Origin of the sequence: Variovorax paradoxus (assembly GCF_024734665.1) — a bacterium.
Classification (GTDB): domain Bacteria; phylum Pseudomonadota; class Gammaproteobacteria; order Burkholderiales; family Burkholderiaceae_C; genus Variovorax.
Genome location: NZ_CP102931.1, coordinates 1505145 through 1520073 on the forward strand (window position 1 = coordinate 1505145; position 14929 = coordinate 1520073).

The window sequence follows — 14929 nt, forward strand, 5'->3', positions numbered from 1 at the left end:
CCATCGTGTGCTCCCGGGTTGCTTGCAGGTTGAAAGAGGGGCTCGGAGCGCGGCTCAGCGGCGAGGCGCGCAGGCCGGCTGGAGCACCAGGAAGCTGCGGATGCGGCGCGTTGTCCAGAGCGCCGCGGCCTGGTCGAGCGAGGCATCGACGACGGGCGCGGCGTCCGCTGCCGCAGGGTCGCGGGCAGGCACGTGCGCCGACGGGCGAACGCGCTGCTGCTGTTCGTGCGGCTGACGACGAAGATGAAAGTGACGCATGACAAGGCTCCTTCGCGATGAAGGGCCTCGTGCACGGACGCACGCAAGCTGACTGAAAAAGTCAGCGACGAAACGACGGGAATCGGGAGGAGGGGAACCGCTTGCCGATGAAGCAAGAGGGTCACGCTGTGTGCACACCGGCACGCAGCGCGCAAGAAGCCTGCGCTAGAGAGCCGGGTGTGTCACGCCTGCCGAGGCACGCGTCTTGTCACTGATCCAACTGGCACTGTCCACGCACGGGGCTCCGAAATGAAGATGCAGGATTGTTGCACTGCGGCACGAACAGCGTCAACCCTTTTGGCCATGTCCCCCGATGCCAGCATGGTGGTTATCGCCTCACTGTTGCGGTTACGCCTTGGCTCGATTTCGGCCCCGGGGCCATGCCGATGCTGAGGGCTGGTGTGTATGCTCCGCCCGCCCAAACAACCTGAGCCCTGAAAATGCGCTTCGCCTTTGCCTCGTTGACTCTTCTTGCCATGCTCGGGGGCTGTGCCCCGACACAGCCCGTCAAGAATTTTGAGTTCCCTCCGACCCAGTCGAAAGCGAGGATCAAGTTCTATGACGACGCCAACCGAATCTCGGCGACCTTGTCTGTGTCCGACAGATGCGGAGAGGAGGGCGACGCCAGAACCTGGCGTTGGCTTGAGATTCCGGCCGGTGTAAGGGTCTACGTCGGGCACAAGAACAACACCGGCTACACAGGCAGCACCTGCAGTTTCTTCTATTCGTTCATTCCGAAGGAGGGGGCTTCGTACATCTCGGACCTCAAGGAGAAAGTCTTCTATTGCACTTATGACCTCTACGAGCAGCCGGCCGAGAACGGTGAGAAGCTGTCGATTCCAACCAAAGAGCCTGGCGGATGCCGTTGGAGTGCGAAGTGATCTCCTCATGCGTCTGGTAGAGCTGGCCGGTCTTGAGCTACGCGACCTGGCTTCGCTTCACAGAACACTCCCGCGGACTTCATGCCGAATTCACTTCGCTTGAGCACACTGGCTTCGACAGCAGACGGCGCTGGTAGAGGCGAGGGAGGAATAAAACCGCTCAGGGAAGTGCCTCGATGCCGGCTGTTGTCACCTTTCACGGTCTGTAGGACCATCAGACCAAAGCGTCCACACGTAAAAAAGCCCGCTCGAGGCGGGCTTTGGGAATGTGGTCGTGAACTCTTACGCGGTCCACGCTACGGCAAATTCTTTTGCATGAAGTCATTTTTGTTTTTTTCGTCGTAGTGACTTCGACGCGCTGGTGTGAGATTCAGCTTGCCTGGCCAGGCAACGCTCAGGATCATTGAGCGAGGCCGTATTGTAGCCTCTGTCGCATATGAAGAAATTGGCAATCCTGTTTATTTGCACCGGCAACATCTGCCGCTCGCCAACGGCCCATGCATTGCTCATGCACAAGGCCCGCATCGCAGGCATGGCGGTCGATGTCGACAGCGCTGCCATCTCCGACGAGGAGCGCGGCAACCCGCCCGATCCACGCTCCGTGGCCGAGGCCAAACGCCGTGGCATCGAGATGCACGCCCATTCCGCGCGGCAGGTCCGCAAGGCCGACTTCGAACGTTTCGACCTGATCGTCGGCATGACTGCCCAGCACTGCGCCGCGCTGCGCCGGCTCGCGCCCGCAGGCACGGCCCACAAGGTGCACCTGTTCACCGAATTCGCCGAGGGTGTCGAAGGCGATGTGCCCGACCCCTGGTATGGCGGGCATCAGGCTTTTGTCGAAGTCTTCGACCTGATCGATCTTGGCGTCGACGGCCTGCTGACGAGGCTGGCCGCGCTTGCTACCAGCGCACCCGCACACCCAGCGACGCGTTGATCGAGCTCTTCAAGCGCGCCGCGCCGCCCGAGGCCCACAGCTTGCCGAGCTCCCCGTAGAGCGAGGCGCGCTCGCCGAGAGCGAGCGTCACGCCACCGGCCACTTCGGTGCTGGTCGAACCCGTTTCGCTGCGGATGGCCGTACCGCCGCCGAAGTTCAGGAACTGCGTCACGTCGGCACCGCCGGAGGCGTGGAACACGTTGATGCGCCCATAGGGCTGCAGCGTCCCGGTGCCGGTGGCGATCTCGCCCTTGATGCGCACGCCTGCGCGCACGATGAGGCCGTCATGCGGGTCCTGTGTCACCGCGGCGCCGGAGATGCCCGTGTCGTCCATGCGCAGGCGCTGGTGAATGAGCTGCAGCTGCGGTTCCACGATCCAGCCGCTGCCGATGCCGAAGGCCTTGCCCACCTCGATGGAGATCAGCAGGCTCTTGCCCTTGCCCGAGCTGCCGAAGGTCGCGAACGGCTGCACGTTGTAGCGGTGCTGGCCGGCCTGCAGCACGGCATCGGCGTACCAGCCCTCGTCGCCGTGCCAGGTGGCGTAGGCGCCGAGGTAGCGGCTGCGCAGGTCGTTGGAACCCACGTCCAGCCCCTGGATGCCGCGCGCGAAGCCGTTCACGCGGATGTTGCCTTCGAGCTGGCCGACGTAGACGCCCACGTTCCAGCGGGTGTCGGCCCACAGGTCGGTACCGGCCTGGAAGCCGTGGAGGCGACCCTTGCTCTGCGCGTTCGCGGTGCCGCGCTGGCTCGCGTCGATGTCGGTGCTGATCAGGCGGCCCCAGGCGCGGCGACCGCGAGCGCTGGCGCCGTCGGTGGCCAGCCGCGTGTCGTCGCCGCCGCGCAGGTGCAGGTTGCCCAGCATCTCGAGGTTGCCTTGGCGCAGCTGTTGCGCCAGCGCGGCATACAGCGGCACTTCGATGCGGTAGGTAGGCAACCCGCCGATCCCGCCCGGCCCGCCCGGTGTTCCAGGAAGGCCACCGGTGGTGGAGCGCAGGTACCAGTTCTCGCCGCTGCCGCTGGCATCCGCCGGGTACAGCCGGTACTCGTAGGCGCCAGCGTCCACGTGGCCGCCGGCCAGCGAGAAGGCGTCCCTGGTGGTCTGCGCGGTGGTGGTCGCGCCGTTCAGGGCGCTGATCACCTCGATGCCGTTGCCCGTCGTCAGCGCGCCCAGTCCGCCGAGGTTGATGATCTGCACCGTGGTGCGCCCGCTCGCGGTCGCGCCGGCGCCGTCGAGCACCAGGCGGTCCGAGGGGCCGGTGGCATTGAGCACCGCGCCCAGTTGCAGGATGCCGTTGTTGCCCGTGTAGGGCCCGGTGACGGTGAGCGTGGTGCCCGGCGCGGCGCCGGCCAGCGAGACCGTGCCGCTGTTGGCCAGCGAGGCCACCGTCTGGCTGAAGCCGGCCAGATCGAGCGTCGCACCCGCGGACACGCTGGTGGCGGAGGCAGCGCTCAATGCATTGGTCGCGCCCGCGCGCAGCGTGCCCGCGTCCACCTGCGTTGCACCGGTGTAGGTGTTGGCGGTGCCGGCCAGCGTCAGCGTGCCGCTGCCCTCCTTGACGAGCGCGCCGCTGCCGCTGACGGCGCCCGTGAGCGTGCCGTTGAAGGCACCGGTGTCGACCACCGCGCCGCCGCCGCCGGCGCCGAGCGTCACGTTGTTGGCGACCGTCAGGCCATCGGCCGCAAGACCGAGCGTGGTGCCGCCAGACATCGCCAGCGCGCCCGTGCCCAGTGCCGCATTGGCGCCCACGTCGATGCGGCCCTGTGTGAGCGATGTGCCGCCCGCATAGCTGTTCGCGCCGGTCAGCGTGAAGGTGCCCGTGCCTTGCTTGACCAGGTCGCCGCTGCCGCTGAGCGTGCCGCCGAAGGTGGTGCTGGTGTTGTCGCCGCCGGTCGTGAGCGTTGCGCTGCCGAGCTGGAGTTCGCCGCCGGCCGTGCCGCCGCCGGACAGCGAGCCGATGGTCTGGTTGAAACCGTTCAGGTCCAGCGTTGCGCCCGCCGTGTTGGCCAGTGCGATCGGCGCGGTGGGATTCAGCAGGTCCGGCGCGCCGAAGCGCAGCGTGCCGGCCGCGACGGTGGTGGCGCCCGTGAGGGTGCTGGTGCCTGCGAGCGTCAGCGTGCCTGCGCCCGACTTGACCAGGCCGCCGCTGCCGCCGAGCGCGCCGCTGGCGGTGAAGTCCAGACCCGGATCGACGATCTCGATGCCGCCGCCCGCCGCGCCGATGTCCAGGTTGCGCGCGGTACCGGTGAACGCGGTGCCTGTCACCTGCAGGCGCCCGCCGTCCAGCGTCACATTGCCGGCGGCCGCGCCGAGGTTCACATCGGCGGAAACGGACAGCGTGCCGCCTTGCACCGCGGTGCCGCCGGTGTAGGTGTTGGTGCCGCCGAGAACCAGCGTGCCGTCGCCGGTCTTGGCGATGCCGGCCGTGCCCGCGACCGTGTTGTTCAGCGTGGCGGTGAAGCCGGCCGAGCCCGCGCCGCCGTCGCCGACGCGGATCTCCGCCTTCGCGCCGCCCCCTGCGCCCAGCAGCGTCAGCGCGTCGCCGGTCAGCGTGTAGCCGTTGCTCGCGAACTGCAGGCCGGTGGCCTGCACCGCGCCGCCGGTGTTGTCCACCGTCACGGTGCCCGGCGCGCCGGTGAAGATCGCGAAGCCCGGCTGCGGCTGCATCGGCAGCGAGATGTTGCCCACCGCATCGGTCCACACCGGCGAGGTGGTCGACCAAGTGCCGGTGCCGCCGCCCGACTGCGTCGGGCTGGCCAGGCCATTGGCATTCCAGAAGTCCAGCGTCATGCCCGTGCTGTTGACGAGCGTGAAGCGCTTGTCGGCGCTGAGGTTTTGCAGGACCAACGTGGCGCCGCCGGGTACACCGCCCAGCGTCAGCGTGCCGCCGCCCGTGAGCGCGCCGCCGTAGTCCACGAGCCGGTACACACCGGGGCCGAAGCCGCCGGTGTCCGTCACATTGATGGTGGTGTTGCCCGCGATGAGGAGGTTGCCGCCCACGCTCACGCTGTCGCTCTGGCCGGGCGTGGCGAAGTTGGCGCCTGGCGTGCCGAACTGGTAGTCGAACACGCTGCCGTTGGCAAGCGACAGGCTGCCGCCGATGGTGAGCATGCCCATCGCGCCGGGGGTGCCCGGTGCCAGCACGGCAGTGTTGTTGAGCGTGACATCGCCACCGATGCGGCCATTGCCCGACAGCGTGGAGCCGTTCTGCATCGTGACCGCGCCGCTCCCGGTGGCGCTGCCGGTCGCATTGCCCACCTGCAGCGTGCCGCTGGCAACCACGGTCGGCCCCGAGTAGTTGTTGGCGCCGTTCAGCGCCAGCGTGCCGGTGCTGCCCATCGAGATTCCCCCGGCGCCGCTGACCGTGCCGCCGAGCGTGATGTTCCTGGCGCCCGCGACACCCAGGTTGCCGTTGAGCGCGACGTCGTTCGCCAGCGCCACGTCGGTGCTGGCGCTGAGCATCGCGGTGCTGGCCACCGTCAGCGCGCCGGTACCCAGGGCTGCGTTGTTGCCGACGCTGAGCGTGCCCGCCTGCAGGGTGACGCCGCCGCCGAAATTGTTGGCGTTGTTGAGTGCCAGCGTGCCGGTGCCGTTCTTGATGAGCGAGCCGGCGCCGCTCACCGTGCCGTCGAGCGTGAGGTCTGCTGCGCCGCCCACCGTGAGCCCCGCGCCTGCTCCGAGCGTGACGGCGTTGGTCAGCGCGAGTGCACCGCCCGTGCTCGACAGCGTGGCGTTGCCCGTCACGCCGAGCGTGCCGGTGCCCAGCGAGGTGCTGGTGCCCAGCGCGAGCTGGCCGCCGGCCAGCGTCACGCCGCCGCCGAAGTTATTGGCGCCGCCTAGCGTGACGGCGGCAGCGCCGTTGACCGCGAGCGCGCCCGCACCGCCGATGACGCCGCCCAGCATGAGCGCATTCGCGCCACCCAGGCCCAGCGTGGCGCCGCCGTTCAGCGTGACGTTGTTGCCCAGGGTAATGCCGGGTACGCCCGCGCTCAGGTTCGCGCTGCCGCTGACACCGAGCCCACCCGTGCCCAGCGCGAGGTTGTTGCCCACGCTGAGCGTGCCGCTGGCCAGGTTGACGCCGCCCAGAAGGCCGACGTTGGCGCCATTGAGGGCCAGCGTCGCCGTGCCGTTATAGCCCAGCGTGCCGATGCCCGACACCAGCCCGCCGAGGGCGATGTTGTTGGCGCCGCCCACGGTCAGGCCCGCGTTGAGAACGACCGCGTTGCCCACGCTCACGTTCGCACTCGCATCGAGCGTGGCGGCGCCGTTGACCGTCAGCGCGCCCAGGCCCAGCGACGTGTTCGTGCCGATGCCCAGGCTGCCGGCCTGCAGGTTCACGCCGCCGGAGAAAGTGCTCGCGCCGCCCAGCGAGAGCTTGGCGGCGCCGGTCTTGATGAGGCCGCCGAGGCCGCCGAGGGCGCCGTTGAGCGCCAGGTCGCTGCCGCTGCCGATGGTCAGGCCGGCATTGAGGTTGAAGTTGTTGACAAGGCTCACGGCCGCGCCGGCCGTGAGCGAGCCGGCACCGCTGACCGTGACCGCCCCCGTGCCCAGCGCGAGGTTGTTGCCGACGGTGAGCGCGCCGCCGCCCAGGTTGAAGCCGCCGGCGAAGTTGTTCGCGCCGTTGAGCGTGAGTCCCGGCGCGCCGGCCAGGCTCATGCCGCCCGCGCCACTGATCGTGCCGTTGAGCGTCAGCGCACCGCCTCCGCCACCCGCGCCGAAGTTCAGTGTGTTGTTGAGCACGACAGCGTTGCCGATCGTCACGCCGGCCGCACCGGTCAGCGAACCGGCGCCGTTGACGGTCAGCGCGCCCGAGCCGAGCACGGAACTGTTGCCCAGATCGATCGAGCCGGCCTGCAGCACGGTGCCGCCGCCGTAGTTGTTGCTGCCCGTCAGCGCCAGGGCGCCGCTGTTGAGCGTCAGGCTGCCGGCACCGGCAATGTTGCCGCCCAGAGTCAGGGTGCCCGCGCCGTTGAGCGACAGGGCGCCATTGAGCTGCACCGGGTTGGTGAGCGTGCCCGTGAAGGCGGTGTTCAGCGTGGCCGGACCGCCGACCTGGAACAGGCCGGTGCCGAGCGAGCTGGCCGAGCCCAGCGTGAGCCCGCCCGCATTGAGCGCCAGCCCGCCGCTGAAGTTGTTGCTGCCGGACAGCGTCAGGGTGCCGGCCCCGTTCTTGATCAGCCCGCCCGCGCCGCTGATCGTGCCGCCGAGCGTCAGGCCGTTGGCGCCCTGCACGATCAGGTCGCCTGTCAGGTTGACGTTCTGCGCCAGCGCCAGGCCCGGAAGCGACGCCTCGATGGCGCCGCCGTTGGCCGTCAGCGCGCCGGTGCCGAAAGCCAGCGGGTTGTCGAAGACCGAGAGACCGCCGTTGAGCGTGGTGGCGCCGCTCACCACCGCGCCGGTGAGCGTCCACGTGCCGCTGTTGACGGTCAGGTTCTCGAAGTTGAGGTACTGCAGGCCCGAGATGTTGCCGGTGCCGCCCGTGCCGGAGCCGGGCCCGGCGATGGTGTTCTGCAGCACGAGCGTGTCGCTTCCGCCGACGCCCGCATCGACCGTGCCCGTGGCGGCGAATGTGAGCAGGCCCGGTGGGAGGGTGAGCGTGGGAATGGTCACGGCAGGCAGCGGTATCAGTGGATTGCCGATCGACGACCCGGTCACCGCCACGAAGGTGTCGTTGCTGACTGTGGTGCCCAGCGAGACGCTGCCGTTGATGGTGCCCGCGTTGACGAAGGTGTTGCCGCCGGCGGTGGGGCTCTCGAAAGCCACGCGGCCCGTGATCGTTCCGGTGTTCGTGAAGTTGACGTTGCCGCCGCCGTAGACGGCAACCGCGATCGAGTTGACCGGATCGAAAGCGCCCAGCACGCTCACGCCGATCGAGCCGCTGTTGTTGAACGTCGTGGTTCCGGCGTTGGCGATGACCGCCGCCGTGCCGAGCAGGCCGAAGGTGCCGTCGAAGGTGCCTTCGAGCAAGCCCGAGTTGTTCACCGTGACGTTGCTGCTGGTGGGCGCGATCAGGTTGCCGATGGTCAGGGCCCGGGCGAGCACGAGGGACCCCGCCGCATTCGCATCGATGGCGCCCAGGTTGTTGAGCGTGATGTTGTTGCCCCCAAGGGCCATCGCGGTGCCGCCGGGCAGCGTGCTCATGATGCCGCCCGCCTGCACCGTCACGGCGAGGCCGTTCGCGTTGCTGAGAAAACTGTTCGGGTTCGGCGGCAGCGTGATCGGCACGCCGGTGCAGCTCACCGTGTCGTTGTCGATGGGAGCTGCGGGTGCGCATGCCGCCGCCGCTTCGCCGCTGTGAAACTGCAGCGCCGCCAGCACCGCGAGGGTAGGGAGCACGCTGTGGCATACAGCACCGGTGCTGCCTCTTGTCCTTCCTGAACCACTGCGCTTCGTCAGTTCCGATGCGACCCGGAATTCCCCCGACCGACGATCAAAGATGACACGGTAGACATGGTTCACGGCTCGCCTCCAGCCTTGTAATGGCTGCGATTATTTGTATCGAGGCGTGTGAAATGAAAGGGTACTGAAAGGCTTCACGGAGCGCGAAGCCGCGACGAATGAGGTCCAAGGAATTAAGCGGCGTCGCTGGCCGGCGCTATGCGCAGAGTGCGCGAATGTCCGGCGGAATCGGCACCGCGCGGATGCCGCCGCCCTCGCGTTTCGCGGCGAAGATCCGCACCTCTTCGCATTCGAGGATCAGGTCATCCCCGCGCGTCACGCGGTACGTTTGCACAAAACTCTTCTCGCGCCACTCGGTGATGCGCACCGCAATCTGCAGCGTATCCCCATAGCTCGCGGCCTTCACGAAGCGCGTGTGCGTGTCGACCAGCGGCGTGCCGATCACACCCAGCGTTTCGGTCGTTTCCTCCCAGCGCGGCACGCCGCACTCGGCAAAGAAGTGCCGGGAGGCCGCATCGATCCAGCGGAAGAAGTTGGGGAACCAGACGATGCCGGCCGGGTCGCAATCGCCGAATTCGACGCGTGCGGTGTAGACGATTTCTTTGTTGATGCTGCTCATCAGCCCATTCTCGTCGGCAGCCACAGGGCAATGATGGGGAAGGCGATCAGGATCACCAGCCGCACGATGTCGGTCACGATGAACGGCAGCACGCCCTTGAAGATGGTGGTGAAGCTCACGTCCTTCACCACGCTCTTGATGACGAACACGTTCATCCCCACCGGTGGGTGGATGAGCCCCAACTCCACCGTCATCACGATGATCACGCCGAACCAGATGGGGTCGAAGCCCAGGTGCACGATCACCGGGTAGATGATGGGCACGGTCAGGATGATCATCGCCATCGCGTCCATCAGGCAGCCCAGCACCAAGTACATGAGCATGATGAGCGCGAGCACGCCGTAGCGGCCGATGCCTAGGCCGGTGAGAAATTCGGTGAGCTTCTGCGGGCTTTGCGTGATGGTGAGGAAGTACCCGAACAGCAGCGCGCCGATCAGCACCGTGAACACCGCCGCAGCCGTGCGCGTGGCCGACAGCAGTGCCTCGCGGATCTTCGGGCCGTCGAGCTTGCGCCGCACCAGACCGAGGATGAACGCGCCGCTCGCGCCCACGCCGCCTGCCTCTGTCGGCGTGAAGAAGCCGCCGTAGAGCCCGCCGATCACGAACACGAACAGCACCAGCGGCGCCCACACGTTCTTCAAATCCTTCAGGCGCTCCGACCACGGCTTGATCTCGCCGCCTGGCAGCCAGTCGGGCCGCAGCTTCACGATGATCGCGATGGTCAGCACGTACATCGCCATCGCGAGGATGCCGGGCACGATGCCTGCCATGAAGAGCTTGCCGATGTCCTGCTGCGTGAGGATGGCGTACACCGCCAGCACGGTCGAGGGCGGCAATATCGCGCCCAGCGTGCCGCCCGCAGCGATCACGCCGGTGGAAAACGACTGCGGGTAGTTGAAGCGCCGCATCTCCGGATACGCCACCGCCGAGAACGTAGCGGCCGTGGCCACCGACGAACCGCAGATCGCCGCGAAGCCGCCGCACGCCACCACCGTGGCCACGCCGAGGCCGCCGCGAAGGTGGCCGATCATCGAGTTCGCGGCCTTGAAGAGCTCACGGCTCACGCCCGACACCGACACCAGCGCGCCCATCAGCATGAACATCGGGATCACGCCGAAGGTGTAGTCGGTCACCGTGCGCATGGAGGTCTGGCCCACCAGCTTCAGCGCGGGACCGGGCCCGACGAGGTAGCTGTAGCCCACCACGCCGACCAGCCCCATCGCCATGCCGACCGGCACGCGCAACAACATCAAAACGAAGAGGGCGACAAAGCCCAGGATGGCAACTGCATCGGGGCTCATTCATCAGCCTTCTGTTCGGGGTGGATTTCTTCGAGCTGCTCGGGATGGAAGATCAGCCTGTAGGTGCGGATGGCGATCAGCAGCACCGCGCACACGTCGCCGGCCCAGGCCACCGCATAGAAGGGCCAGGTCGGAATGTTGAGGTCGTAGGTCTGCACGTTGTCGACATACGTGCCGCGCACCTTGTCGAACAGCATGGCGGTCTGCACCGCCACCACGAACAACAGTACCAGCGTGGCGAATACGTCGATCACGCGCTTCATGCGCGGACCCGCCGCCGTCCACACGAGGTCGACCGTGATATGGCCACCGCGGTAGCTGGTGGCCGCAATGCCCCAGAAGATCAGGATGCCCAGCAGCATGCGGCCGAAGTCGTATGCGTCGGGGATCGAGGTGTCGAAGAACTTGCGCAGCACCACGGCCACGAAGATGTTGAGCGCGACGATCCCCACGAAGATGGCGGCGAGCCATTCGATCGTGTTGATCGCGCGGTCCATGTAGCTGGCGGACCGTGTAGCCATTGCTCAGAGCGCCGATTTGTATTTGACGAGACTGGCCTTCAGTGCATCCATGATGGCCTTCGGGTCTTCGCCCACCTTCTTCACGCTCTCGGCCCATTGCGCCTCCGAAGGCGCTGCCGCCTTGCGCCATGCATCGAGCTGCTCGGGCGTGAGCTTGTAGATCTCATGGCCCGACAGCGCCGCCATCTTGGCGTGCCCCGCAAACTCGAAGTCGGCCCACGGGCCGGCCACCTTCTGCGCCCATTCGCTGGTGCAGTGGTCGTCGATCACCTTCTTCTGCGCGGTGGACATGGCGTCGTACTTGCCCTTGTTCATCACCCACACGAAGGGCGTGACGTAGAGCGGTGCGTCCATGTGGTACTTCACCACCTTGTCGATGCCGAACAGGCCGATCGATCCCCACGGGAAGGTGATGGCGTCGGCCACGCCGCGCTCCAGCATGTCGCGCGACTCGGGCGCGGAGGCCTGCACATTGGTGCCGCCCAGAGAGGTGATGAGCTGGCCCACGGTGCTGGTGGCCGGGCGCACCTTCATGCCCTTGACGTCGGTGGGAACGGTGATCTTCTTGCGCGAGTGGAAGGTGCCCGGGTCATGCACGAACGCGAAGCAGTACTTCACGTCCTTCATTTCCTTTGCCGCGTAGTTGCGATACCAGGCGTCGATGGCCGCCGAGCCCTCCTTGCCGTTGGCGAACAGGAAGGGCAGCGAGGCGCCGGCCATCACCGGGAAGCGGCCCGGCTGGTAGCCGGGGTTCACGTACGAGAAGTCGGCGATGCCGTCGCGCGCCATGTCGTAGTGGTCGAAGGCCTTGCCGAGCTGTTCCGACGGAAACAGGATGGCGGTGATGGTGCCGCCCGATTCCTTCTTGATGTCGTCGGCCCAGGCCTGCAGCGCGGGGTTGAGCGGGTGCTGCGCGGGCACCCAGCTCGACAGTTTGAGCTGCACGGGCTTGTCCTGCGCCTGCACGGCGGGCGTGCCCGCGACGAGCGCGGCGCAGGCTGCGAGCAGGGCAAGGGGCTGGATGCGGCGAGCGACGCGTTGCGGGCGTGGTGTGCCGAGGCGGCGGGGGCGGTGCGTGGTTTGCATGGTCTCCTTCGTTATGGGTAGCGTGTGAAATCGTCGAGTCCGGTGAGCCTAGGCAGGCGCACGCGCTGGGTAAATGGAGGGTTTCCCGCGCGTGCTTTCCGGAGGTCGTTGCGCGAGGCCGTTCTGTTCGTCGAGCGAACGCGGTGCGCGCAGGTCGACATGGCGTGGCCCGAGCTCTCGTGCATGCGCTGCGCCGAGCAGCGTCATCGTGCGTTCGGTTTCCTGTGCCAGCAGTTGCAGGACCGACAGCGCGCCTCGCTCGCCGTCGCAGGCCAGTCCGTAGACGGGTGCGCGGCCGACGAGGACCGCGCGTGCGCCCAGCGCGAGCGCCTTCACGACATCGCTGCCGCGCCGGATGCCTCCATCCATGAGCACGGGGATGCGTCCGCCGACCGCATCAGCAATCGCAGGCAGCGCCGCGATGCTGGCCGGTGCCGCATCGAGCTGGCGTCCACCGTGGTTCGAGACCACGATGCCGTCCGCGCCATGCCTCACCGCGCGCCGCGCATCTTCCGCGCCGAGCAGGCCCTTCACCAGCAGCGGGCCGTCCCAGAGCTTGCGCAGCCAAGCGAGGCTTTCCCATGTCAGCGTGCGGTCCATGCTGCGCGAGAGCAGCGCGGCCTGTGTCTGCGCGGAGACCGGGGCGTCGTCGTCCTCATCAGGCAGCAGGTTCGCGAACTGCGGCATGCCGCCGCGCGCCAGTCGCAGCAGCCACGCGGGGTGCCGCGCCATGTCGAATACCGTGCCGGGCGTGAGGCGCATCGGCACGCGAAAGCCATGGCGCAGATCGCGTTCGCGCAAGCCGCCGACGGGCACGTCCACAGTCAGCACCAGCGCCTCGAAGTTGGCGGCTCGCGCGCGGCGCACGATGCGCTCGGCGATGGCGCGCTCGCCCATCACGTAGAGCTGCATCCACAGCGTGGCGTCGGGGGCGGCGGTGCGAACGTCTTCGATGCGGGTGTTCGATGCGGTCGAGAGGATGAAGGGCACGCGCGCGGCCTGCGCGGCGCTGGCCAGCAAGGCATCGGCGCGTGGGCGCACGAGGCCGGCCAGCCCGATGGGCGCGACCGCGAAAGGCGCGCGCCAGCGTCGGTCGAAGAGTTCGATGCCGATGTCCATCGCGTGGGTGTCGCGCAGGCACTCCGGAATCAGCGGCAATGCTTCGAGCGCGTCGCGGTTGCGCCGCAGGCAACGTTCGTCCTCCGCGCCGCCGTCGACATAGTCGAACACCAGTCGCGGCAGCACGCGCCGTGCGCGGCAGCGGTAGTCCTCGACGTTGAGCAGCAGCGTCATCGTGGGCGCCTTCCGTCTCAGGCGCCGCCGGTCGGCTTGCGCTTCATCCAGCGGATGGGCTGGGCCTTGATGGGGCGTGCGGGCGCGCCATGTTCGACCAGCGCGGCATCGAGCGCCTTGCCCGCGTCGTCAGCCAGCGCGGCCGTGCGCGCGGCGGCCACGGCCAGTGCCCGCTCGGCCGGCGTCACGCCAGGCTGTGCGGCGAGGTGGTCGGTCACGTGCAGCAGGTTGTCCTTGCCGCGTTCGTTGGTGCTGCCGTAGCCCTTGATGAGCCGCCCGCACAGCGCGAGTTCATGGCCCAGTGCCCAGGCTTCGCGTGTGCCGGTTTCCACGGCGGCGAGCCAGCGTTCGATGAGAGCCTGTTCCTCGGCGAAGCGGCTGCCACGGCGGCGCAGCCAGCGCAGCGAGGCCAGCAGCCGCAGCGAGGCCATGCCGAACACCGAATGGCTGCCCACCTTCAGCGGCAGCGCCCACGGCGCGAGGCCGCGCGCCTGCCTGCCCCGGTCCCAAGCCGTCACGCGGCGCGAGAGCGAAGGAGGCAGCAGTGCAGCGAACTCGGCGGCGCCGGGCTTGAAGTGGTCGTAGACCTTCACGATGTCTTCATCGCCGGCCCGCACCTCCTGGCGCACCCGTTGTGCGCGGCTCGCGCGGCCCTTGAGCGCGGCCACGCGCACGATGTCGTCGAAGGCCATCCACAGCGCGAGCCAGCGCGCGGCCTCGCGAGTGATGGCAAAGCCATGCGCACCGGCCGGATCGGCGGCGCGCTCGGCGTTGAGCACACGGCCCAGGCGTTCGGTGTAGAGCGCGGCGTAGGCGGCGTCCTGGTAGTCGAGCACACGAGCGTGGCCGAGCGTGAGCATGTCGTGCACGGCCGGCGGAAAGCGCCGCGCGAGGTCGGCGGGCAGGGCGCTGGCTGGTGGCGGTGCGTCGTTCGTGTCGCCGGCCAGCACGCTGCTGACGAAGGCGGCCTGTGCGCGCGGGGCGCTCACCGCATCGAAGGCTGCTGCAAAGCCGCGCAGGCTGGCGGCAGCCATCTTGCCGATCTTGTCGGGCGCACCGGCATCGCCGCCGCGCACCACGTGCTCGTAGGCGTCGCGCGGGAACGGAAACATCCCGCTGCCCGCGATGGCACCCAGCATCACCGCGCTGACCACCGTGCCGCTGTCGCGCGCGATGGCGTTCATGTCGAACACATGGTGCTCGCGGCTGAAGGCCTTCACCACGTCGAGCAACCGCTGCGCGTCGGCACGGCCGTCGCCTGGCTCCATGCGCTCGGCCGTCGTGAAGATGCGCGCCGACGAGCTGATGACCAGCGTGCGCAGCGGTGCGCTCATGCCGTTGCCGATCTGCCGCGCGGTTTCCAGCAGTTCCGACGAGACGATCGCGTCGAGCGCGCCCGGCACCGGGCTCAGGCTGAACACGGGGCGCTTGCCGCCGAGCTGCGCGAGCGGCACGGGGAACACTTCGAGGTAGTAGGTGGTGGCGCCCGTGCGCTGGGCAACACCGGGAATCGACGTGCTCTGTGCCGCGTAGCCGGCGTGGCGTGCGATGTCGACCAGCCATTCGGTCAGCACGCCGCCGCCTTCGCCGCCGAGGGCGCAGACGAGCAGGGTGAGGGGGCGGTTCTGTTCCATGCCTT

At 68.2% G+C, this 14929-nt stretch carries 10 protein-coding genes; 2 read left to right on the plus strand and 8 right to left on the minus strand.

Features of this window, described 5'->3' with window-relative positions:
* Positions 1–54: 54 nt before the first annotated feature.
* Positions 55–258 carry a hypothetical protein gene (locus tag NWF24_RS07070; protein WP_258353567.1) on the minus strand — a complete coding sequence of 68 codons (204 nt, stop codon included), beginning with the start codon at positions 256–258 and terminating at the stop codon, positions 55–57.
* A 440-nt stretch (positions 259–698) separates the two neighbouring features.
* Here NWF24_RS07070 and NWF24_RS07075 point away from each other — a divergent pair, with 440 nt between their 5' ends.
* Together NWF24_RS07075 and NWF24_RS07080 are read left to right on the plus strand one after the other, a co-directional pair.
* Positions 699–1139 carry a hypothetical protein gene (locus tag NWF24_RS07075; protein WP_258353568.1) on the plus strand — a complete coding sequence of 147 codons (441 nt, stop codon included), beginning with the start codon at positions 699–701 and terminating at the stop codon, positions 1137–1139.
* A gap of 436 nt (positions 1140–1575) precedes the next feature.
* Positions 1576–2073, plus strand: coding sequence for a low molecular weight protein-tyrosine-phosphatase (locus NWF24_RS07080; RefSeq protein ID WP_258353569.1), 498 nt, complete (start codon positions 1576–1578; stop codon positions 2071–2073).
* Here the strand turns inward: NWF24_RS07080 and NWF24_RS07085 are convergent.
* The 7 genes from NWF24_RS07085 to NWF24_RS07115 form a co-directional block, all read right to left on the minus strand.
* The gene (locus NWF24_RS07085; RefSeq protein WP_258353570.1) at positions 2039–8530 is read right to left on the minus strand and encodes an autotransporter outer membrane beta-barrel domain-containing protein; all 6492 of its coding nucleotides are present in this window, start codon (positions 8528–8530) and stop codon (positions 2039–2041) included. The two genes, NWF24_RS07080 and NWF24_RS07085, sit on opposite strands and share 35 nt — an antisense overlap.
* A gap of 136 nt (positions 8531–8666) precedes the next feature.
* Complete coding sequence (locus tag NWF24_RS07090; protein ID WP_258353571.1) at positions 8667–9089, minus strand: acyl-CoA thioesterase; 423 nt, start codon at positions 9087–9089, stop codon at positions 8667–8669.
* A complete protein-coding gene (locus tag NWF24_RS07095; RefSeq protein ID WP_093058852.1) occupies positions 9089–10390 on the minus strand; it encodes a TRAP transporter large permease in 1302 nt (433 codons plus the stop codon). Before NWF24_RS07095 ends, NWF24_RS07090 begins: the two co-directional genes overlap by 1 nt.
* Positions 10387–10911: a TRAP transporter small permease gene (locus tag NWF24_RS07100; RefSeq protein ID WP_256216979.1), complete on the minus strand. Its 525-nt coding sequence runs from the start codon at positions 10909–10911 to the stop codon at positions 10387–10389. The genes NWF24_RS07095 and NWF24_RS07100 overlap by 4 nt, the downstream gene beginning before the upstream one ends.
* A 3-nt stretch (positions 10912–10914) precedes the next feature.
* Entirely contained in the window at positions 10915–11997 is a 1083-nt protein-coding gene (locus NWF24_RS07105) for a TRAP transporter substrate-binding protein (protein ID WP_258353572.1), read from the minus strand.
* A gap of 48 nt (positions 11998–12045) precedes the next feature.
* Entirely contained in the window at positions 12046–13290 is a 1245-nt protein-coding gene (locus tag NWF24_RS07110; protein ID WP_258353573.1) for an alpha-hydroxy acid oxidase, read from the minus strand.
* Between the two features lie 17 nt (positions 13291–13307).
* On the minus strand, positions 13308–14924 hold the full coding sequence (locus tag NWF24_RS07115; protein ID WP_258353574.1) for an indolepyruvate oxidoreductase subunit beta family protein: 1617 nt from the start codon (positions 14922–14924) through the stop codon (positions 13308–13310).
* Between the last annotated feature and the right edge of the window lie 5 nt (positions 14925–14929).

Coding starts and splice junctions, on each gene's coding strand:
- NWF24_RS07100 (WP_256216979.1), bottom strand. CDS start 10,911: ATGGCTACACGGTCCGCCAGCTACATGGACCGCGCGATCAACACGATC.
- NWF24_RS07075 (WP_258353568.1), top strand. CDS start 699: ATGCGCTTCGCCTTTGCCTCGTTGACTCTTCTTGCCATGCTCGGGGGC.
- NWF24_RS07090 (WP_258353571.1), bottom strand. CDS start 9,089: ATGAGCAGCATCAACAAAGAAATCGTCTACACCGCACGCGTCGAATTC.
- NWF24_RS07095 (WP_093058852.1), bottom strand. CDS start 10,390: ATGAGCCCCGATGCAGTTGCCATCCTGGGCTTTGTCGCCCTCTTCGTT.
- NWF24_RS07080 (WP_258353569.1), top strand. CDS start 1,576: ATGAAGAAATTGGCAATCCTGTTTATTTGCACCGGCAACATCTGCCGC.
- NWF24_RS07110 (WP_258353573.1), bottom strand. CDS start 13,290: ATGACGCTGCTGCTCAACGTCGAGGACTACCGCTGCCGCGCACGGCGC.
- NWF24_RS07105 (WP_258353572.1), bottom strand. CDS start 11,997: ATGCAAACCACGCACCGCCCCCGCCGCCTCGGCACACCACGCCCGCAA.
- NWF24_RS07070 (WP_258353567.1), bottom strand. CDS start 258: ATGCGTCACTTTCATCTTCGTCGTCAGCCGCACGAACAGCAGCAGCGC.
- NWF24_RS07115 (WP_258353574.1), bottom strand. CDS start 14,924: ATGGAACAGAACCGCCCCCTCACCCTGCTCGTCTGCGCCCTCGGCGGC.